Origin of the sequence: Bacillus haynesii (assembly GCF_001969855.1) — a bacterium.
GTDB classification, from domain to species: domain Bacteria; phylum Bacillota; class Bacilli; order Bacillales; family Bacillaceae; genus Bacillus; species Bacillus haynesii.
The window spans coordinates 292,350-312,467 of sequence record NZ_MRBL01000007.1 but is presented as its reverse complement, the minus strand read 5'-3'; the positions used below and the strand labels follow the sequence as shown (position 1 = coordinate 312,467).

Here is a 20,118-nt window from a genome sequence, read left to right as displayed (position 1 = left end):
ATATTTTCCTCCTATTTTTTGTGACATCATTTTCAACTTTTATGACAAATGCCCTGTTTCATTTTATGAACGAAGAAAAGAACAGACTCTTGATATTTTTCTGAAATAGTACGAAATAAAAAAATCGCCTATTCGGCGAAATTAATGATCTTGCCCCGGTTTATAGAGATACGGATCATGAGTTAACGGGCTGCCGGGATCTTCCGTATCAATTATAATTTCATTTTTTTCGTTCAGGGTGCCGAGCGTAATGGTTGGCAGCATCGCTTGCTCAATCCCTTTGTCCTCTAATTTTTGAAACAGCCATTCTTTCGTTTTTTTCAAGTACTTTAAATTGTGTTCGATGATTTCGCCGTCTAAAATGAGCGGAATCGGCACGAAATTCCGCTTCGTCTCCAAGTTGAGGTCCCGCGGCTGTACAGGCCTTGCTTCCGATTTGGGAATCACGCTGATCTGGCCCGATTCTTCAATCAGAGCGATGTCGATATCTTTCGGGTCGGCATAGCCTTTTTCGCGCAACTTGCCGAGCAGTTCATTGACGGTCAGCCGCTCTCTTTTTAATCCCCCTTTATCAATATTGCCGTTTCGAATCAGCACGGTCGGGCTGACAACAAGAAACCATCGCCATTTATTGTGTAATGACAGCTTTTCAATCAACAAATAGAAGATCAGAAAGGTAAGTGCGTAATAAATGGACATTGAAATTTTAGAAGTAAGTATGGGTTCGCTGATGATCGTTCCGATCGCAAATGTCAGCAAAAGGTCGAAGTTCGTCATTTGCGAAACGGCTTTCTTCCCTGCGATTCGAAAAAGAATATAAGCTATAGAAAACACTAAAGCGGGCTTGGCTAAAAAAGTCCATACAAATTCAAGCATCTCATCCAAAACTTCTTTCCGTTTTTTGTCATTTATTTTGAACAGATATTGGTTTGTGTATTCATTACACAGCAAAACCCCGGCAACTGATGCTGAGCCGGGGTTTTAATCGTATGTTTACCAAGGTTTGTCTACAGCCAGCGCCTGAGCCAGTGCTTTGCTGTGTTTGCGGTGGCTTTTCCGTTCTTCGGCACGCTGCCGGGCGGTCTGGTGCAGCATGATTTCTTCTTCAGACTGCGGTACAACTTGAGGAACGGCTTGAGGGTTGCCGTCTTGATCAAGCGCCACGAAGGTTAGAAAGGATGTCGCCGCAAGCTTTCGTTCGCCTGTCAGCAAATGCTCTTTAATGACTTTGACGAATACCTCCATGGACGTTCTGCCGACCCATGTCACATAAGATTCAAGGCAGACGGAATCTTCCTGGCGGATCGGTTCGAGAAAATCGACGGAATCCATGGAAGCCGTCACGGTTTCACACCTCGAGTGTCTCGCTGCCGAAATTGAGGCGATATCGTCGATATAGCTCATCAGCTTGCCGCCGAACAATGTGTTGTGATTGTTCGTGTCAAGCGGAAACACCCTGCTTGTTTTGACAACTTTTGATTCTTTGCAGTATCTTTTCTCAGGTCCATTCATCATCCATTACTCCTTTGATGTCTACTAAGATGCATTTGTAAAGTGGATTTTTTCTTTATTAAACACTATTAGAATTCATTTGTCTAAACTTTTTTATCCGGCTGACTTGTCAGATTTTCTGGCTAAAATGTTTATTTCCCGCTTCGGGAAGGGAATAATGAAATGACTAAAGAGAGGACGGGGGAATCAAAATGGACTCAGCAATATCGAAAAAAAACCGTGGGGCGGGCTGCACAAGCGAATACGATGTCTTAAAAAAAGTGGTGTTATGCAGACCGGAGTATATGGAGATCGCAGAAGTGATCAACGAAACACAAAAGTATTTCCAAAAGGATAATATTGATAAAACGCTGGCCGTCCGCCAGCATGAAACATTGATAAAAGAATTGGAGAGCCGGGGTATTGAAGTCGAGCTTCTGCCTGCTTTAAGCCAGTTTCCGGAACAGGTCTTCACGCGCGATATCGGGTTTACGATCGGAGATACTGTATTTTCCGCTCAGCTTTCAGCCGACATCCGCCAAGGCGAAGAAAACGTCCTGCGGGAATGGCTGGCAAAAGAACAGATCGACTGGGCCGCATTTAATGAAGGCTATCAAATTGAAGGCGGCGACATCCTCGTCGACCAAAATACCATATATGCCGGCATCAGCCACAGAACGACGTTTTCGGCCGTCCAAGAGCTGAAGCGCAGGCTTCCCTCTTATGAAGTCGTACCGGTTCCGTTTGAAGAGACTTTCCTTCATTTGGACTGCGTTTTTAACATTCTTTCGCCGACAGAAGCGCTCGTCTATCCAAAAGCCTTGGGAGAAAGAGAATACGATGTCTTGAAAAAACGCTATGACATGATCGAAATTACGGATGATGAACAGTTCCGACTCGGCACAAACGTCCTGTCCATCGGCAATAAAAACGTGATCAGCCTGCCTGATAACCGCCACTTGAATCAGGTGCTCAAAGAAAGGGGCTATACGGTCATCGAAATCGACTTATCCGAGATCATAAAATCCGGCGGATCTTTCAGATGCTGTACATTGCCGATTGAACGTACTTCAACTGGATGTCACGACGGCAGCGCCTGACCCTTATTCTTATTTGGCATCAGCGACTTAGCAAATGGAGAAGTTGCCGGCAAGCTGAGGAGCCCTGTAAAAAGGGCTCCTTTTTCTATATTCACCTCGCCTGCAGGGTCACCTTCATGCCGGCCTCCTCTTTTCTCACGTCTCCGTCATACAGATGGCAGGCGACAAAATGACCGTCGTCGGCTTCTTTTAACATCGGTTTTTCGGCCGCGCAAATGTCCATCGCGGCGGGACACCTCGTTCTGAAACCGCAGCCGCTCGGCGGATCGATCGGACTTGGCAGCTCGCCTTTCAGTATGATTCGTTTCCGCTTATCTTCCACATCCGGATCGGGAATCGGAATAGCCGATAAAAGCGCCTGGGTGTAAGGATGCAACGGTTCTTGATAAAGCCGGCCGCTGTCGGTGATCTCGACCATGTGCCCGAGATACATGACGCCGATCCGATCGCTGATGTGCTTTACCATGGAAAGATCGTGGGCGATAAATAAAAACGTGAGCCCTTTTTCTTTTTGCAGCTTTTTCAAAAGGTTGACGACCTGCGCCTGGACAGAGACGTCAAGTGCCGATATCGGCTCATCAGCGACGATAAATTCAGGTTCAAGCGCAAGCGCTCTGGCGATGCCGATTCTTTGCCTCTGCCCGCCGCTGAACTCATGGGGATAGCGATTGGCAAAGCTTCTGTGCAGGCCGACTGCTTCCAGGAGCTCGTCCGCCTTTTCAAGACGCGCCCTTTTTCCTCCGTACAGGCCGTGGATTTCCATGGGCTCTGTCATAATCTCCCTGACCGTTAACCTCGGATTTAATGAAGCATACGGGTCTTGAAAAATCATTTGAATTTTGCGGTTGTACTGAAATGATTCGTTATCGCTCAGATTATGGATGTTTTTCCCCCGATATGTAATCTCGCCTTCTGTCGGCTGATAAAGGCGCATCAGCACCCTTCCGGATGTCGACTTGCCGCAGCCCGATTCTCCGACGAGCCCGAACGTCTCTCCTTCTTTCATATCAAATGAAATGCCGTCGACCGCTTTGACCGTTTTGCCCCTTCCGGCGTCAAAGTGCATTTTCAGACGGCTGACTTTCAATAATGCGCCGGTTTGCATGCCAATCCCCCCGTTTTATTTAAAAATAGCGCCTGATGGCACACAGTTCTTTTTCATAAATTGTGCCTTTAAGAGGTATGACCTCAATCGATTTGCCCGTTTTTGGAGAGTGAAGCATTTGCCCGTTTCCGCAGTAAATGCCGACATGATGAACCCGCCCTCTGCCTTCTTCATAGGCGAAAAACAGTAAATCGCCCCGCTTCGGGCTGCTGAAGGACACCTCTTTTCCGCCTTTCGCCTGATCGCTGGCATCGCGCGGTGCGGAGTGGCCGTTCGCCTTCAGCATATTGAAGACAAAGCCTGAGCAGTCGTAGCCAAACCCGCTCATCCCTCCCCAAAGATAGGGCAGATTCAAAAACGCCTGACCGGTTTGAACGATGTCGTCTCCGCTGCCTTTTACAGGTGTTTCAAGGTCCGCATCTCCTTTTTTCAGCCATTTGCGGCCGAGCGGTGTATCGACTTCAAACCAGATGCCGTCCGAAGACAAGACAGGCAGCTTGGTGAGAAAGCTCAGTTCAAGAATTCTCGTTTTCTTGTCGTCATATAAGAAAGCCGTCGGTTTTTGAATGACGGCGCATGCCTCAGACTTCGCCGGACTTTTTTCGACCAGGCAGTCTTTTGGAATCCAGCCCGGGTAGCCGCGTTCGTCTTTTGCAGACGGCTGTCCTGGAATGATGACGAACGCCCAGTCTCCCCGCTCTTGTAGAAGTTGCACATCTTCTCCGAAAAGAACCTGTGTTAGAACAAGGTTTGCCGTACACAGCTCAAGACGCTCCTCGTAGGACAATCCGTCAAGCCAGCTTCTCACACGTACGGGATTTGCCAGCATCATCCGGTCAATATGGCGCGGTGCTTCCGTACTGGTCCAGACATTGGCGACTGAGACGGCTGTCGTATATAGGCTCATTCGTCTTCTCCCCTCTCAATGATTGACTTTCGTGATTCCGAGTCCGGGAGCATCCGGTATCGTGATCGTTCCTGCATGATAGCGGATGCCGCCTTCAACGATATCCTCCTTCAGCATGAGCGGCGCATCAAAATCAAATTTTGTCACATTTTTCTGGCTTGCTGCGAAGTGGACGGCTGCTGTGATGCCGAGCCTTGTCTCGATCATGCTTCCGGCCATGCATGCCACTCCGCACGCTTCTGCCATGGCGTTGATTTTCAGCGCCTGGCGGATGCCACCCGCTTTCATCAGTTTAATATTGATGAGATCGGCACTTCTCGTTTTCAGCACGTGAAAAGCATCCTTTGGGGTAAACACGCTTTCGTCTGCCATAATCGGCGTTTCGACGGCATCTGTCACCTGTTTCAAACCTTCGAGATCGCACCGGTGGACCGGCTGTTCGACAAGCTCGATCGAAAGCCCCTCATCCTCCATTTTCCGAATCGCTTTGACAGCCTCTTTCGCCGTCCAGCCTTGATTGGCGTCCACGCGGATCCGGACAGCGGGCCCCGCTTGTTTGCGGATTTCCCTGATCCGTTCGAGGTCTGTTGCCATGTCGTTTTTTCCAACCTTAATTTTGAGCGTACGAAACCCTTCTTTTACATAACGGACCGCGTCTTTCCCCATTTCTTCCGGGTCATTGACGCTGACGGTAAAATCCGTCTCGATCTCCCGCCTGTATCCGCCCAGCAATTGATACAGGGGAAGACCGCAAAACTGTGCCAAGCAATCGTAGACGGCTGTTTCAACAGCGGCCTTTGCGCTTGTATTTCCGATAATCAGCTTGTCGATGTCATGAAATATCGCCTCCGCCATTCGCAAGTCGCACCCGGAGAGCGCGGGTGCAAATATCGTGTTGACTGCCCCCTCAATACTGTCAAGCGTCTCACCGGTGATAACGGCAGTCGGAGGCGCTTCTCCCCAGCCTGTCATCCCGTTTTCAGCCGTTAGTTTAACAATGACGGCTTCTGCGGTGCGGACGGTTCGAAGCGCCGTTTTAAACGGCTTTTTCAGCGGAACGGCGATGCGGTTTGTCGTAATCTCGGCAATCTTCATGGCGGCCTCCTTTCCCATTAAGAAATTCCCGGGTCGATGGTGAGCCGTTTTTTGCCGGCGTCAAGGACGGCTTTCACCCCCACCGGAACGGCGATATTCGGTGAACAATGGCCGATTTTAAAGCCTGACAGCGCCGGTTTTCCTTCAAAGGCGATATAATCTTGGAAAACCTCTTTTAATGTGAGCGACTCATCGCGTTTTTTCGGGGTGCAGTTATGAAAGTCGCACAGCAGGATGCCAGCGGCGTCCGATAATTTCCCCGCCATTTTCAATTGATTCAGCATCCGGTCGATTCGGTAAGGCTCTTCATCGACATCCTCGATAAACAAAAGCTTTCCTTTCGTATCGATTTCATAAGGCGTACCGAGCGTCGTCACCAGAAGGGCGAGGTTCCCGCCGACGAGCTCTCCTTCCGCCGCACCGTTTACGAGCGTTTCCAATGGTGACAGTTCCTCTGTATAAGTGAGCGTCATTTTTTGAAACAGCTGCCGGAAGGAGCGCCGGGTGAGCGGATGCACGTCTTCTTTGCCGATGTCCGAACTGAGCATCGGGCCGTGAAATGTAATAAGTCCGCTGTTTTGCCTGATCGCTGTATGTAAAAAAGTAATATCTGAATAACCCCAAAAAATTTTCGGGCGGCTTTTGATGAGCCGGTAGTCAATTTTTTCGGCAATCCGTGCCGTGCCGTAACCTCCGCAGGCACAGATGACAGCCTTGACCGAACGGTCTTCAAACATGTCGTGCAGATCCCGCAGACGCTCTTCATCGCTCCCCGCCAAATAGCCGTGCCTTTCGGCGGCTGAGGGTCCCACTTTGACTTCAAGCCCGAATTCTTTTAAAAACCGGACGGCGCGGTCAAGCTTTTCGGGGACGGGCGGACTGGCCGGCGCAATCACACCAACCGTATCTCCCTTCATTAATCTTTGAGGCGCAATATTCAACAGAGACATCCCCTTTATGAAAAGTCCGTCCGCCTCTGTGCGGTGGCGCGCACAAAGCAAGGGGCAGACGGACAAGTTTGATTATGACGTTTTTTCGGCCCATTTCAGTTCGATGTAGCCGACTGGATGACGGACGATGCCTTTCACATTCTCCTTTTCCAAATGGACTTGATTGTAGAAGTGGATCGGTATGATCGGCAACCCTTCAAACAGCAGTTCTTCAGCCTGATGGAGCAGCTCTGTGCGCTTATCTTCATCAGCTTCGTTTTTCGCCGCCTTGATCAGCTTGTCATACTCTGAATTGCTCCAGCCGGTTCTGTTCATTGCGTTACCCGTTTGAAAGCTTTCCAGAAAGTTGATCGGGTCAGCATAATCAGCCAGAAAAGAGCTTTGGGAAAATTGGAATTTGAGCGCCTTCTGTTCTTCAAGGAACGTGTTCCATTCCATATTGGCGAGCTTCACATCGACGCCGAGCGTACTTTTCAGCTTTTGCTGAATCGCTTCCGCCATTTTTTTATGCTCCGGTTTTGTGCTGTATGTCAGCGTAACGACAGGCAGCTTTTCGTAGCTTTCTTCCTTCATGCCTTTTTCGAGCAGCTGTTTCGCTTCATCGGCGTCATATTTGAGCAAGTCGCCGCCTTCCTCGCGAAAATCCTTGCCGTTCGGTCCTTTGATTCCCGGAGACACAAATCCGCGGGCCGGTTTTTCACCGTTTTTCGTGACATAATCGACGATTTCCTGCTGATCAACGGCCATCGCAAACGCTTTTCTGATCTTTTCATTCTGGAACGGTTCTTTATTGACATTGAACCTGTAATAGTAAAGACCGGCCTGATCGAACACCTTCACCTCGTCAGAACCTCTCAGCTTCTCGCTCATTTCAGCCGGTACATAAGCCGTATCGAGCTCATTCGACTCAAACATTTGGTAGTCGGTATTTCTGTCATCGACCATCGCCCATATCACTTTATCAAGCTTCACAGTATCCCGGTCCCAATACGTATCGCTCTTTACCATCGTAAAGCTTTCATCATGCTTCCATTCTGTCAGTTTAAACGGACCGTTGCCGACGAATGTAGCAGCTTCTTCATGCCATTTCGGATTTTTTTCGGCGACTTTCTGAGGAACCGGGAAAAAGGCCGGATTGGCTACAATGCTTAAAAACGACTGCTGCGGACTCTCGAGCGTCACCTTAAGCGTCTTTTCATCCACCGCTTTGACTTTGACATCATCCTTTGCACCTTTTCCGCTGTTAAAGGCCTCGCCGCCTTCGATAAAGTAGCCTAAAAACGCGGCGGAGGAGCCCGTTTTCGGATCGAGCAGACGCTTCCACGCATATTCAAAGTCCCCTGCGGTTAAAGGGTCTCCGTTTGACCATTTGGCATCATCACGGATTGTAAAAGTATATGTCTTCCCATCGTCGGAAATGTTCCACTTTTCGGCGGACGCAGCTTCTGGTTCATGGTCTGCGCCAAGCCTTGTTAAACCTTCCATCAAATTGTTCAGCGCCTGCCATGAGACATTATTAAAGCCGATCGGCGGATCAAAAGATGTCGGTTCATTTTCATTGTTCAGCTTCAGGACCTGTTCTCCAGCCGTTTCTTTCGCTTTCTTCTTCGTCTCCTGCCCCGCCTGTTCATTTGCCGTACATCCGAACAGCAAAATGACCGCAAATGCGGCAGCCAACACGCTCGCTAGCCTTTTCATCAAATCCCCCCATTTGAAAATCGATCTCATGATTATGTCGTCAGCAGAGCCCGTTTCGCCCTTTCATCTTGAAGCCAGCAGCACACACGATGACCCGCCGACACTTCTGTAACGGCAGGATGAACCTTGCCGCACACTTCCATTGCATGGGAACAGCGCGCCGTAAACGGACAACCTTCAGGCGGAGAAAACAAATCCGGCGGCGTCCCGTCAATCGGAACGAGATCTGCACCTTCAAGATCAAGCCTCGGAACGGAATGCAGCAAGCCTTTTGTATACGGGTGCTGCGGACGGTAAAAAATATCCCTCCTCGCTCCCGTTTCCGCTATTTTCCCGGCGTACATCACGGCGATTCTGTCCGCTGTCTGTGCGACTACGCCTAAATCATGGGTGATTAAAATGATGGATACCCCGGTTTTCCGCTGAATGTCTTTAAACAGCTCAAGAATTTGCGCCTGAATGGTGACATCAAGCGCGGTTGTCGGTTCATCCGCAATCAGAATCTCCGGTTCGCAGATGAGCGCCATGGCGATCACGATCCGCTGCCTCATCCCTCCGCTGAATTGATGCGGATACTGCCTCAAACGCTCTTTCGGATTCGGGATCCCGACGAGCTCAAGCATCGAAATGACAGCTTTTCGAGCGTCTGTTTTAGACACGGGCCGATGTTCCAAAAGCGCTTCTGTCAGCTGGTCTCCGACGGTCAAGGTCGGATTCAGGGCCGTCATGGGGTCCTGGAAGATCATTGAGATTTCGGCCCCTCTGATCTTTCTCATCTCTTTTTCGGACAGATGGCGCAAGTCTTTTCCCTTAAAACGGATCACACCGTCAGTGATCGTTGCCGAAAACTTCGGCAAAAGCCGCATGATGCTTTGCGATGTCACGCTTTTTCCGCATCCCGACTCGCCGACAATCGCAAACGTCTCCCCCTCATATAACTCAAAGCTCACGCCGCGGACGGCTTTGACCGTTCCGCCGTATGTCGTAAATGAAACATGCAGATTCTCGACTTCCAATACTTTTTTCCGCAAAAATACATTACCTCCTCAGCTTCGGATCTAACGCATCCTGCAGTCCGTCTCCAACAACATTAAAAGCGAACATTGTTAATGAAATAAAGAAAGCGGGAAAAAACAGCCGCCACCAGTGCCCCGACAAAATCACCGGAAGGCCGTCGTTCGCCATAACACCCCAGCTCGCAAACGGGGCTTGAATGCCCAAACCGAGGAAACTGAGAAATGCTTCGGCAAAAATGGCCGACGGCACCGTCAAGGTCATCTGAACGATGATCGCTCCCATCATGTTCGGAAGGAGATTCCGCCTGATGATCCTTATCGTTTTCGCTCCAAAGGTTTTAGAAGCGAGGACATGCTCATCATGCTTCACCTTCAAAACCTGCCCCCTGACGATCCGCGCCATGCCGACCCAGCCGGTGACAGTCAGCGCAACGATGATCGTCCCGAGTCCAGGCCCCATCATGACCATGAGAAGAATGACGACCAATAAATAAGGCAGTCCGTGCAGCACTTCGATGACCCGCATCATGACGTGGTCTGTTTTGCCGCCTTTATAACCGGCGATGCCGCCATAGATGACGCCGATTGCAAAATCGATCAAAGCCGCCATAACACCGACAAACAAAGAAATCCTCGCTCCGTACCACGTTCTTGTAAACACATCGCGGCCGAGCTCATCGGTTCCGAACCAATGCTCCGTCGACGGCGGCAGGTTTTGCTCGGAAAGCGTCTGCTGGGTGACGCTGTGCGGAGAAAGAACCGGTCCGAGAACAGCCATGATGAGCAGGAAGATTAACACGCCCAATCCCGCCATCGCCAGCTTGTTTTTCCTTAAAATCCGCCAGGCGTTCTGCCAGTATGACAGGCTCGGCCTTGCGACGGATTCACGCTCATCCTGCTTCTGTTTCAGCGGGGCAAACCATTCAACAGGAATATCACTGCCCGAAGACGCTTCGTTTTCTGTGCGGACTGGAAGGCTCATAAGCTCACCCTTTCTTATGCAGTTTAATACGCGGATCCAGGATTCCGTAGGCCATGTCGACAAGAAACAACATGATGATGAGGATGATGCTGTAAAAAACGGTGGTGCCCATAATCACGGGGTAATCGCGGGAATTGATGCTTTCAACAAAATATTTTCCCATGCCCGGAATCGCAAAGATTTTTTCGATGACGAAGCTCCCCGTTAAAATCGCAGCGGTAAGCGTCCCGAGAATCGTTACGACAGGCATAAGGGCGTTTTTCAGGGCATGCTTCATGACAATTTTAAAAGGGGAAAGCCCTTTAGCCCGGGCTGTTCGGATATAATCCTGTGTCAGCACTTCGATCATGCTGGAGCGGGTCAGCCTTGCGATAATCGCCAGCGGCCCCATCGCCAAAGCAGCAGTCGGAAGCACCATATGAAGCGGGCTCGTCCATGTCGACGGAGGGAATATGTTCCAATTGACGGCAAATTGCTGTATCAGCAAGGTCGCCATAATAAAGTTGGGAACCGAAATGCCGAGAACGGCAATGGTCATCGCTATATAGTCGATGATGCCGTTTTGCCGCAGCGCCGCAAAGATTCCGAGTGCGATCCCGGAAATGACCGCGACAATAAGCGCCGTCATCCCCAGCTCAAACGAAACAGGGAACCCTCTTGACAGCAAATCGTTCACGCTTTGCGAAGGCTGCTTAATCGACGGTCCGAAATCAAAGGTAACGATCGACTTTACATAATACAAATATTGAACAAAGAGAGGCTCATCCAGCTGGTAGTAAGCCTCAAGGTTGCGCTGAACCGCTTCATTCGTGTTTCTTTCTTCATTGAAGGGAGAGCCCGGAATCACTTTCATCATCACAAAGGTCAATGTCGTGATCACCAAAATGGTCGCCAGCATCGACAGGAGCCGCTTCATGATGTAACCCGCCATTTTCATCCCACCTTCCTAGGAGAATGTCGTTCTCATCGCAAGCTCGGTCATGACAAGCATCGCTTGATAGGCTTCAAGAATGTCTTTCGCTTGATAGCGGACAGTCGTCGTTTGCGGTTCGATTTCAGCACCCGGCATCAGACTCGCCCACTCGGCTTGGCCGTAATTGGCAAATTCTATCCGCAGCACCGGCCTGTCCGGAGGCGTGAGCGGCTTGACTTGACCGCGGTTTTGAATCGCATATGCCGTCCGTTCTCTTAAAAGCCGCCCCGCTTTCTCCGGTGTCAGGCATTTGACCGCCGAGCGGGAGATCGTTTCCTTGACGGCTGCTGTCGTTACGTTCGGAATCAGCTCCTCCGCCTCAACTGCCGCCTCGCTGTCACCGGCAACCATGATGACCGGGACGCCGTAATAACCGGCAACATAAGCGTTAAACCCTAGCTCGCCCACCGCCTGATCGTTTATGTAAAAATGTCTGACGCCGAAAATCATGCTGTGTGACATCACGCCTCTCATCGACGCTCTTGCATGGTAGCCGACGAACACGGCTCCATCGCATGTATCGTCAAGTCCCTGAACCATCGAAAACGGCTTGACATCTCCCGAAATGAGCTGCGCATCAGGATGAAGCCGCTCAACTAAAAGGTTGTTCATTTTAGAGTGGCTGTCATTGACAAGCACCTCTCTGCATCCGCTTTTGAACGCTTCGTCAATCACATGATTGGCCTCGTCCGTCATGATCTTCCGGCCTCTTTCATAGTTCAGCTTGCTTGAATCGACGAACGTATCATCCGGAAGTCCGGAAATCCCCTCCATATCAACAGACAGATAAAGCTTCACAAAAAACCACCCCTTATGAAAAACGTCTCAAATTTTTTATTATTTTGGGAATATTCTAACAAATTATATTAGAATTTTAATAGAAATGCAATAACCATTGGTAATTTTAGAAATTTAATATATAATTGGAATTTTGATGAATATTGTCGAACTTAAATAATAAAGCTGCCTGATCAGGCAGCTTTGGGATGTCCGGATATGTCGATGAATGCCGCGGCTCACTGCCGGCGGACAGCGTCTTTGATATCCTCATATTTCTTCATCGTTCTGGCAAACAGTTCGTCAAAGACTTCCGGCATGGCATCTTGTATGACTTCCGCACCTTCTGCGGTTATGCCGCCTTTTGTCGCGACCCGATCAAGCGTTTGTGCAAACGTCATGTCTTTTTCCATTAACAGCTTGCCCGTTCCCAGCAATGAATGAATCAGAAATTGAAACGCTTCTTCTTTCGTGAGACTGCTGTTTCTGACGGCAGCTTGAGCAAATTCTTCAAAAATCGAAGCGATGAACCCCGGTGAAGAGCTAGTTAAATTGCTCGCAGCGTCAATGTCTCTCTCATTGATCTGTTTGACTGTGCTGAAGGCGGAAAGATATTCTTCCAGCCGGCTTTTGTCCGCCTCAGCGACCCGCTCGCCGTGGACAACAAGCGAAACGCCGATCCCGGCTTCAGATGTAAGTGTCGGAATATATCTCGTCACCTGTCCGCTTGTCCAGTCGTGAAGCCGGTCAAGCTCGACCCCCGCGGCAATCGAAACAATGTGCACATCCTCCTGAAGAAACGGCTGTATTTTCTCAAGCGTTTCTTTTACCGCCATCGGCGGAACACAGATGAAAATCAGGCCGCACTGTTTGGCGAGCTCTTCCGCTGATTGACAGGCGACATACGGGTAAAGCTTTCTCAGCTCCTCTGTTTTCCCGCCATTCCTTGAGCTGACGATCACCATGTCATCGCTGATTTTCTCCTGATCAAGCAGTTTGGCCGCAATCATCTGCGCCATGCTTCCGTATCCGATAAATCCAATCTTTTTCAACGTTTAGAACACCTCTGACATGTCATATTATAAATAGCACCCTATTTATTCTATCCTTTTTCTTTGACAATTTCCCACAATGTTTTCATGTTTATCCCACAGTCTTTGTTTATGATTGAGGCATCAAAGGATATGATAACAATAGGAGCGTGAAAATGATGGAATATAATAGAGAAGATCAGCTTGAAACGAAAAACGAACTCATCGTCTCCGATCAAAAGCCTGACCAGGCAATAAAAAAAGCAGAACAGCAAAAGCGGAGACTCTCGTGGATGACGCCGATCCTCAGCGGCATCATCGGAGGAAGCCTCGTTCTCGGCGTCACGACATACCAGCATAGCAAAGACGAAACGGCCAATGCATCCGTCCAGACACAAACAAACGGGACGTCGAACTCATCGGCTTCTTCCAATAAAGCGAATACCGAAAAATTGTCCAGCACCAATTCGTCCGACATTTCAACAATGGTGGAAAATATGTCTCCCGCCATCGTCGGTATTTCAAACTATCAAAAACAAACAGAGAGCGGTATGTTCGGTTTTGAAAGCAACAGCAACAGCAGCAGCTCAAGCGAACAAGAAACAGGCACAGGCTCAGGTGTCATCTATAAAAAAGCAAACGGCAAAGCATACATTATTACAAATAACCACGTTGTTGAAGGCGCGTCGAAACTGACGGTTTCCTTATCCAACGGCAAAGAAGTGGAAGGTAAATTGCTGGGCAGCGATTCGTTGACAGACCTTGCCGTTGTTGAAATTTCCGCTGATCACGTGGAAAAAGTCGCCTCTTTCGGCGATTCGTCAAGCTTGAAAGCAGGCGAATCGGTGATCGCTATTGGAAACCCGCTCGGCAAAGATCTGTCCCGCACGGTGACACAAGGCATCATCAGCGGTGTTGATCGGACCGTTTCCGTAGATACATCCGCAGGCCAAACCGAGATGAACGTCATTCAAACCGACGCGGCCATCAACCCCGGCAACAGCGGAGGCGCCCTTTTGAATACAAAGGGTGAAGTGATCGGCATCAACAGCATGAAAATCAGTGAAAGCGGAGTAGAAGGCATCGGATTTGCGATTCCAAGCAATGATGTCAAACCGATTGCTGAAGAACTGATGTCTAAAGGAAAAATCGAACGCCCATATATCGGAATCGGCATGATGGATCTTGAGCAGGTGCCGGAAAACTATCAAACAGGCACCCTCGGATTAAGCGGCAGCCAGTTAAACAAAGGCGTCTACATCCGCCAGGTCGCGCCAGGCTCCCCAGCTGAAAAAGCGGGCCTTAAAGAGAACGATGTCATCATCAGCTTTAATGGAAAAGAAACCGATACAGGAAGCGCGCTGCGCAACCTTCTTTACAACGATGCAAAAATCGGGGATACGGTAAAAGTTACCCTCATTCGAAACGGCAAAACAATGACAAAACAAATCACCCTTGACCAGAAAGAATCCGCATCATCTTAACAGCATGCCCCCCTTTAAGGGGCCCCCGGCTGTGCCGGATGCCTTTTATATAAAGGCTCTGTTAGACTTGGGTGTTGTTAAATACGCAAAAATAAAGGGAATCCATAGTAAAAATGGTTACCTTCAATCTTGTTATGTAACTCACACGATTCTGGAAACAATTTAGGAACCGTCTTATATAAGACGGTTCTCCAAAGATTCGATTGCCAGTTTTAGTGCAGTCAAGCGACGCTCATTTAATGTTTTTTGAGGACTGCCTTCTTTTCCTTTTGTTATTTGTTTTTCAATAGATGGAATGATACCTTTTAAAACTTCTTTAGCAGTCAATATGATTTCTTCGTTATAGCCAAAATCTTCTCCATTCCAAGTACCTTTTAGGCTTTCTAAACCAATTTTCACTGCGTTTAGTCTCTTTTTGACAAGAGTTGTGTTTGAACCTTTTTCTGTCGTGCTTTTATAAGCATTTGTTAGTTTATTAAAAGTTGACTCCAAAGATTTAATGGACAAATCTTGGATTTCTTGGCTTACAGTATTCATATACAAACCTCACGTTTCATTTTTAATAACCCAACATTTTATAAATTTCTATTCAGCAATATAGTTCGATTGTTGAAAACAGCAAATCAACGCTTTTCAACAATCCTACTTAATGGTTGAATTAGGACTACACATTCATTTTTGCGAGTCGTAAACTGTCATATGTCCCTCTCATTGCATTAATTAATATACCACCCACAATGGAAGAAGGTTCAACATAACGTTTAACCCATTGGTACACTTGTTCTTTTTCGGTGCGTAGTAATTTGCCGATATACTTTAACAAGTTGCAAACGCTTCGCTCACTTTGATAGCCTCTCACCGAATGTTTGTTCTTATCTTGATTATACCAATATTTCGGAAAATTATCAAATGTCAACATTTGCGTTTAACAGAGCCTATATAAAAAACGAGGTCCTTTTCGGGACCTCGTTTTTTTATCGGATCGGTTTCAGCCGCGCTTCAATCTCTTTCCGCCGATGTTCCAGATACGGCGGAAGCGCAAGGCTCTGGCCGAGCTCATCGATTGATTCATCAACGGCAAAGCCCGGCCCGTCAGTCGACAGTTCAAAAAGTATGCCGTTCGGTTCTCTGAAATACAGCGCCTTAAAATAATAGCGCTCCACAATCCCAGAGTTCGTAAAGCCGTTCTCACTGATTTTCTCATGCCACCGCTTAAGTTCTTCTTCATCATTGACGCGGAATGCGACATGATGGACGCTTCCTCTTCCGGGACGCTCTCTTCTGCTTTCATCTGACTCTTTCACATGCACCTCCGTGCCTGCTCCTCCTTCACCCGATTCAAAAATGTGAAGCGTTTGGCCGGATTCATCAGCCTGTTCCTCACCGATTTTATGAAAACCGAGAATATCGGTCAGCACCGCCGCCGTCGGACCGGCGTCCCTGACAGTCAGTTCGACAGGGCCGAGCCCCCTGATTGCAACATCCTCAGGAATGAAGCCGTTTTTCACAGGCACTCCATGGTCTTTTCCCTTTTCATCAGCTACAAGCATCATGTTCTGTCCTTCATGGTCTAAAAAGCGGAGAACGCTCCGTCCCGCACGCGTCTCAATGCCGCAAACCTCTGCGCCGAGCTCATGAAGCCGCTTCTCCCAAAATTCGAGTGCTTGTTCACCGGGAACCCGAAGTGATACGGCCGAAATGCAGTTCGTCCCTTCCCGTCTCCGGGCAAGCATCGGAATCTCGAAAAATGTCAAATCTGAACCTGGAGACGCGATTTCATCACCGTAAAACAAGTGGTACATCGTCGGCTCATCCTGATTGACCGATTTCTTTATCAGTTTCATGCCAAGCCCTTTGACATAGAAATCCAGGTTACGCTGGGCGTTTGCCGTTAAAGCGGATACGTGGTGAATGCCATTTACGTTCATTCTATCATCTCCCTATTAAATATCTCGAATTCGAGATTTCTTCTTTCTCCAAAATAGGCGATTTGATTTGAAAAGTCAACCAAACCGCCTTCCCGGTCAGGCTACCCCTCCCTCTTTCCATAAAAAACTAACAATAAATCCAAAATCACTTATTAAAGTTCGGTTATTGATGATTCCCCCGGGTTTTACGACCTTAAAATGTTTAACATATTCAAGAAATACGAAAATCAGAAAATTTATTTAATTTTTCTTTTTAAAAAAAGGTATTACAATATAAAAATAGTTTTCTATAAAAGAGATCACATCAATGGGAGGCATAGCTATGAATGCAGAAGCAAACGGACTAAAAAAAGAGATAGGCTTGTTATTTGCGCTATCTCTTGTGATTGGAACGATCATCGGTTCCGGCGTGTTTATGAAGCCCGGCAGCGTGCTTTCCTATTCCGGAAACGCACAAATTGCTCTTTTCGCCTGGCTCCTCGGCGGAATCTTAACGCTTGCCGGCGGGCTGACCATCGCCGAACTGGGCGCACAGATTCCAAAAACGGGCGGGCTTTACACATATCTTGAAGAAATTTACGGCGAGTTCTGGGGGTTCCTATGCGGCTGGGTGCAGATTATCATCTACGGACCGGCCATCATCGGCGCACTCGGATTATATTTCGGCTCGCTTGTGGCCAACTTGTTTTCCTGGGATAAATCATGGACTGCACTCATCGGCATCATCACCGTCGCCTTTTTATGCATCGTCAACATCGTCGGAACAAAATACGGCGGAGCGGTTCAGACGGTCACAACGATCGGAAAGCTGATTCCCATTGTATGTATCATTGTGTTCGGTCTATGGCAGGGCGAGGAACATATTTTCAGTTCAGTCACGGAGAGCATCGCAAACCAAAACTTCGGAGCGGCGGTATTGGCGACGCTATTCGCGTATGACGGCTGGATCCTTCTTGCAGCACTCGGCGGAGAAATGAAGAATCCGGAAAAAGTGCTCCCGAAAGCGATGACAGGCGGCATACTGATCGTCACTGCCTGCTACCTGTTCATTAACTTGGCGCTGCTTCACATTCTTCCTGCCGATCAGATTGTCAAGCTCGGCGAAAATGCGACAAGCACAGCCGCGACCATGCTGTTCGGGCCGCTCGGCGGCAAGCTGATCTCCATCGGAATTATCGTCAGCATCTTCGGCTGCTTAAACGGAAAAGTTCTGTCTTTTCCGCGCGTGATCTTTGCGATGGCTGAGAAAAAACAGCTTCCGTTCTCCCGCTGGATCTCGCATGTTCATCCGGCATTCCATACGCCTTGGATCGCAGTCATCGTCCAGATGATTTTCGCTGTCATCTTAATGATCATCAGCAATCCTGAAAAGCTGTCAGAGGTTTCGATTTTTATGATTTACATCTTCTATGTCATGGCGTTTTTCGCGGTATTTATTTTGCGGAGACGGAAGAACGGCCAAGGGAGATCTTACAGCGTCCCGCTCTACCCTTACCTTCCTGTTGCGGCGATTCTCGGGTCATTGTTTGTCCTTGTCAGCACGCTCATCACAGACTTCTACAGCTGCCTGTGGTCGATTTTGATCGGCCTCGTCGGTCTCCCGGTTTATTTTTGGATGAAAAAAAGAAATAAAAACGGCTCAGCTGCCTGAGCCGCAAGCCGCCGGCTCATGAGCCCGGCGGTTTTTTTATCCCTTCACAGACCCGATCAGAATGCCTTTGGCAAAATGCTTCTGCAAAAACGGGTACACGGCTAAAATCGGCAGCGTCGCAATCACAATGACGGCCAGTTTGATCGATTGTTCAGGCGGCACCGTTTCCATCATATCATTCGTCGTTCCCGTCAGATCCGAAAGAATCGTCACTTGGCGCAGCACCATTTGCAGCGGCCATTTCGCGCTGTCATTGATGTACAGCAAAGCATGGAAAAAGTCGTTCCAAATGCCGACCGCATAAAACAGCGCAAAAGTTGCAATAATCGGCTTTGACAGCGGCAGTGCGATCCTTAAGAACACGCCGATTTCTGAACAGCCGTCAATCTTGGCCGACTCCTCAAGCTCTTTCGGAAGCTGCTGAAAAAAGTTTTTAATAATAATGAGATTGAACGGATTGATCGCCATCGGCAAAATCAGCGCCCAGTAGGAATCGAGCAGTCCCAGTGATTTGACGACGATATACGTCGGAATCATTCCTCCGCTGAAAAGCATCGCAAAAATGACGAGATTCAAAAGCAGGTTCCTTCCCTTGATGTGCCGTTTTGCAAGGGGATAGGCCATCGTAAATGTAAAAAAGAGCTGGACGATCGTTCCCACGACCGTAATGAACACAGACACCCCCATGCTCCTGATAAATGTCGGCGTTGAAAAAATATAACGGTACGCGTCAAGCGAGAACGTCTCAGGAAAGATAAAGAAGCTCCTTTCCGACAGCTCGGCCTCCGTCGCAAAAGACCCCGCGACAATATACAGAAAAGGCAAGACGGTTATCAGTCCGCAGCAGCCGAGAAAGATCACATTAAACCAATCGAACACCCGGCCCGCTTTTGTGTTATGAATCGTTTCCGTACCGGACATCCCTTTCACCTCCATTCATTAAAACAGACCGTCCTGGTCAAACTTTTTCGCGATATAATTGGCACCGAATATCAGGATGATCCCGACAACCGATTTGAAAAGCCCGACTGCCGTACTGTAGCTGTATGCGCCCTGCGTAATTCCGACAACATAGACATACGTGTCAAAGATTTCAGCCACGCTCCGGTTTAAGGAGTTGGTCATTAAAAAAATCTGTTCAAAGCCGATGTTCAAAAAACTGCCGATTCTTAAGATGAGAAGCACGACGATCGTGCTTCTGATGGCCGGAAGGGTAATGTGCCACATTCTCCTCAATCTTCCTGCACCGTCCATCACTGCCGCTTCATACTGCTCTTGGTCAACCGAAGCGAGCGCCGCCAGAAACAGGATCGTTCCCCAGCCCGTCTCCTTCCATATGCTTTGCAGCACAATCATCGGCCTGAACCATTCGGGATCTGAGAGAAACGCAATCTCTTGGCCCGTTATGCTTTGCAGCATTTTATTGATCACGCCCGTATCAACCGTGAAAAAGACAAACGTCATGCTGACGACGATCGTCCATGAGACGAAATGCGGAACATATATAAACGTCTGAATGCACCGTTTATAGATGGCGTGCCGCAGTTCATTCAGCAGAAGAGCGACAATCAGCGGAGCCGGAAATGCAAAAATCAAATCGAGAGCGGCCAGCATGAGCGTGTTGCGGAGCAGGCGGAAGAAGTCAGGGTTCATAAAGAAATCTTTAAAATACTCGAACCCGACCCATTCGCTCTGCCAAAATCCGAGATAAGGCGAATAATCTTTGAAGGCGATTAACACGCCCCACATCGGCCAATATTTAAATATGAGAAAATATAAAACACCGGGAACAAGCAGAAGATAAAGCCATTTATCCCGTTTTACGGCCTCTAGCCCAGTCGGTTTCTTTTCTGTCTTCACAGCGGTCTTTTCTGTTTTTGCGGTGATTTCCATGTGCCGCATCCCCCCTTTCGTATGCTGTTTAAAGACC

19 protein-coding genes are annotated in these 20,118 nt (G+C 48.5%); 3 read left to right on the top strand and 16 right to left on the bottom strand.

Annotated features, from left to right (window positions below; translation table 11 throughout):
- Positions 1-141: 141 nt before the first annotated feature.
- Both BTA31_RS08455 and BTA31_RS08450 read right to left on the bottom strand, forming a co-directional pair.
- A complete protein-coding gene (locus BTA31_RS08455; protein ID WP_043925381.1) occupies positions 142-876 on the bottom strand; it encodes a DUF421 domain-containing protein in 735 nt (244 codons plus the stop codon).
- A gap of 117 nt (positions 877-993) precedes the next feature.
- On the bottom strand, positions 994-1,512 hold the full coding sequence (locus BTA31_RS08450; protein WP_162274288.1) for an acyl-CoA thioesterase: 519 nt from the start codon (positions 1,510-1,512) through the stop codon (positions 994-996).
- A gap of 191 nt (positions 1,513-1,703) precedes the next feature.
- Here BTA31_RS08450 and BTA31_RS08445 point away from each other — a divergent pair, with 191 nt between their 5' ends.
- Positions 1,704-2,591, top strand: a complete 888-nt coding sequence (locus tag BTA31_RS08445; RefSeq protein WP_043925336.1) for a dimethylarginine dimethylaminohydrolase family protein — start codon at positions 1,704-1,706, stop codon at positions 2,589-2,591.
- 91 nt (positions 2,592-2,682) lie between these two features.
- Here BTA31_RS08445 and BTA31_RS08440 read toward each other — a convergent pair whose 3' ends face one another.
- The 10 genes from BTA31_RS08440 to proG all read right to left on the bottom strand — a co-directional run bounded on the left by BTA31_RS08440 (position 2,683) and on the right by proG (position 13,146).
- Entirely contained in the window at positions 2,683-3,696 is a 1,014-nt protein-coding gene (locus BTA31_RS08440; RefSeq protein ID WP_076790769.1) for an ABC transporter ATP-binding protein, read from the bottom strand.
- A gap of 19 nt (positions 3,697-3,715) precedes the next feature.
- Positions 3,716-4,603: a C40 family peptidase gene (locus BTA31_RS08435; protein ID WP_076790767.1), complete on the bottom strand. Its 888-nt coding sequence runs from the start codon at positions 4,601-4,603 to the stop codon at positions 3,716-3,718.
- A gap of 15 nt (positions 4,604-4,618) precedes the next feature.
- A complete protein-coding gene (locus BTA31_RS08430; protein WP_076790764.1) occupies positions 4,619-5,698 on the bottom strand; it encodes a mandelate racemase/muconate lactonizing enzyme family protein in 1,080 nt (359 codons plus the stop codon).
- 17 nt (positions 5,699-5,715) lie between these two features.
- Positions 5,716-6,648: a S66 peptidase family protein gene (locus BTA31_RS08425; protein WP_239693156.1), complete on the bottom strand. Its 933-nt coding sequence runs from the start codon at positions 6,646-6,648 to the stop codon at positions 5,716-5,718.
- Positions 6,649-6,720: 72 nt separating this feature from the next.
- The gene (locus BTA31_RS08420; RefSeq protein ID WP_076790758.1) at positions 6,721-8,346 is read right to left on the bottom strand and encodes a peptide ABC transporter substrate-binding protein; all 1,626 of its coding nucleotides are present in this window, start codon (positions 8,344-8,346) and stop codon (positions 6,721-6,723) included.
- A 32-nt stretch (positions 8,347-8,378) separates the two neighbouring features.
- Complete coding sequence (locus BTA31_RS08415) at positions 8,379-9,377, bottom strand: ABC transporter ATP-binding protein (RefSeq protein ID WP_076790756.1); 999 nt, start codon at positions 9,375-9,377, stop codon at positions 8,379-8,381.
- A gap of 7 nt (positions 9,378-9,384) precedes the next feature.
- A complete protein-coding gene (locus BTA31_RS08410; protein WP_043925329.1) occupies positions 9,385-10,344 on the bottom strand; it encodes an ABC transporter permease in 960 nt (319 codons plus the stop codon).
- A 4-nt stretch (positions 10,345-10,348) separates the two neighbouring features.
- Positions 10,349-11,275 (bottom strand): ABC transporter permease, encoded by a 927-nt coding sequence (locus BTA31_RS08405; RefSeq protein WP_020451079.1) that lies wholly within the window; start codon positions 11,273-11,275, stop codon positions 10,349-10,351.
- A gap of 15 nt (positions 11,276-11,290) precedes the next feature.
- Positions 11,291-12,115: a M55 family metallopeptidase gene (locus BTA31_RS08400; RefSeq protein WP_076790753.1), complete on the bottom strand. Its 825-nt coding sequence runs from the start codon at positions 12,113-12,115 to the stop codon at positions 11,291-11,293.
- A 218-nt stretch (positions 12,116-12,333) separates the two neighbouring features.
- Positions 12,334-13,146 carry a pyrroline-5-carboxylate reductase ProG gene (gene proG / locus BTA31_RS08395; protein WP_076790752.1) on the bottom strand — a complete coding sequence of 271 codons (813 nt, stop codon included), beginning with the start codon at positions 13,144-13,146 and terminating at the stop codon, positions 12,334-12,336.
- Between the two features lie 158 nt (positions 13,147-13,304).
- On the opposite strand from proG, the gene BTA31_RS08390 reads away from it, so the two are divergent.
- Positions 13,305-14,609, top strand: coding sequence for a S1C family serine protease (locus BTA31_RS08390; protein WP_076790750.1), 1,305 nt, complete (start codon positions 13,305-13,307; stop codon positions 14,607-14,609).
- 174 nt (positions 14,610-14,783) lie between these two features.
- Here BTA31_RS08390 and BTA31_RS08385 read toward each other — a convergent pair whose 3' ends face one another.
- Positions 14,784-15,146, bottom strand: a complete 363-nt coding sequence (locus BTA31_RS08385; protein WP_043925325.1) for a hypothetical protein — start codon at positions 15,144-15,146, stop codon at positions 14,784-14,786.
- A 437-nt stretch (positions 15,147-15,583) separates the two neighbouring features.
- Positions 15,584-16,537, bottom strand: coding sequence for a ring-cleaving dioxygenase (locus BTA31_RS08375; protein WP_076790748.1), 954 nt, complete (start codon positions 16,535-16,537; stop codon positions 15,584-15,586).
- Positions 16,538-16,859: 322 nt separating this feature from the next.
- Here BTA31_RS08375 and BTA31_RS08370 point away from each other — a divergent pair, with 322 nt between their 5' ends.
- A complete protein-coding gene (locus BTA31_RS08370; protein ID WP_076790744.1) occupies positions 16,860-18,188 on the top strand; it encodes an APC family permease in 1,329 nt (442 codons plus the stop codon).
- 36 nt (positions 18,189-18,224) lie between these two features.
- Here the strand turns inward: BTA31_RS08370 and BTA31_RS08365 are convergent, their stop codons facing one another.
- Both BTA31_RS08365 and BTA31_RS08360 read right to left on the bottom strand, forming a co-directional pair.
- Positions 18,225-19,109 carry a carbohydrate ABC transporter permease gene (locus BTA31_RS08365; protein ID WP_043925322.1) on the bottom strand — a complete coding sequence of 295 codons (885 nt, stop codon included), beginning with the start codon at positions 19,107-19,109 and terminating at the stop codon, positions 18,225-18,227.
- 18 nt (positions 19,110-19,127) lie between these two features.
- Positions 19,128-20,081: an ABC transporter permease gene (locus BTA31_RS08360; RefSeq protein ID WP_076790739.1), complete on the bottom strand. Its 954-nt coding sequence runs from the start codon at positions 20,079-20,081 to the stop codon at positions 19,128-19,130.
- Between the last annotated feature and the right edge of the window lie 37 nt (positions 20,082-20,118).

Bases quoted from the DNA above. Each gene is read 5' to 3' on its own strand.
- BTA31_RS08455 (WP_043925381.1), bottom strand. From the start codon at position 876: ATGCTTGAATTTGTATGGACTTTTTTAGCCAAGCCCGCTTTAGTGTTT.
- BTA31_RS08450 (WP_162274288.1), bottom strand. From the start codon at position 1,512: ATGAATGGACCTGAGAAAAGATACTGCAAAGAATCAAAAGTTGTCAAA.
- BTA31_RS08445 (WP_043925336.1), top strand. From the start codon at position 1,704: ATGGACTCAGCAATATCGAAAAAAAACCGTGGGGCGGGCTGCACAAGC.
- BTA31_RS08440 (WP_076790769.1), bottom strand. From the start codon at position 3,696: ATGCAAACCGGCGCATTATTGAAAGTCAGCCGTCTGAAAATGCACTTT.
- BTA31_RS08435 (WP_076790767.1), bottom strand. From the start codon at position 4,603: ATGAGCCTATATACGACAGCCGTCTCAGTCGCCAATGTCTGGACCAGT.
- BTA31_RS08430 (WP_076790764.1), bottom strand. From the start codon at position 5,698: ATGAAGATTGCCGAGATTACGACAAACCGCATCGCCGTTCCGCTGAAA.
- BTA31_RS08425 (WP_239693156.1), bottom strand. From the start codon at position 6,648: ATGTCTCTGTTGAATATTGCGCCTCAAAGATTAATGAAGGGAGATACG.
- BTA31_RS08420 (WP_076790758.1), bottom strand. From the start codon at position 8,346: ATGAAAAGGCTAGCGAGCGTGTTGGCTGCCGCATTTGCGGTCATTTTG.
- BTA31_RS08410 (WP_043925329.1), bottom strand. From the start codon at position 10,344: ATGAGCCTTCCAGTCCGCACAGAAAACGAAGCGTCTTCGGGCAGTGAT.
- BTA31_RS08405 (WP_020451079.1), bottom strand. From the start codon at position 11,275: ATGGCGGGTTACATCATGAAGCGGCTCCTGTCGATGCTGGCGACCATT.
- BTA31_RS08390 (WP_076790750.1), top strand. From the start codon at position 13,305: ATGGAATATAATAGAGAAGATCAGCTTGAAACGAAAAACGAACTCATC.
- BTA31_RS08385 (WP_043925325.1), bottom strand. From the start codon at position 15,146: ATGAATACTGTAAGCCAAGAAATCCAAGATTTGTCCATTAAATCTTTG.
- BTA31_RS08375 (WP_076790748.1), bottom strand. From the start codon at position 16,537: ATGAACGTAAATGGCATTCACCACGTATCCGCTTTAACGGCAAACGCC.
- BTA31_RS08370 (WP_076790744.1), top strand. From the start codon at position 16,860: ATGAATGCAGAAGCAAACGGACTAAAAAAAGAGATAGGCTTGTTATTT.
- BTA31_RS08365 (WP_043925322.1), bottom strand. From the start codon at position 19,109: ATGTCCGGTACGGAAACGATTCATAACACAAAAGCGGGCCGGGTGTTC.
- BTA31_RS08360 (WP_076790739.1), bottom strand. From the start codon at position 20,081: ATGGAAATCACCGCAAAAACAGAAAAGACCGCTGTGAAGACAGAAAAG.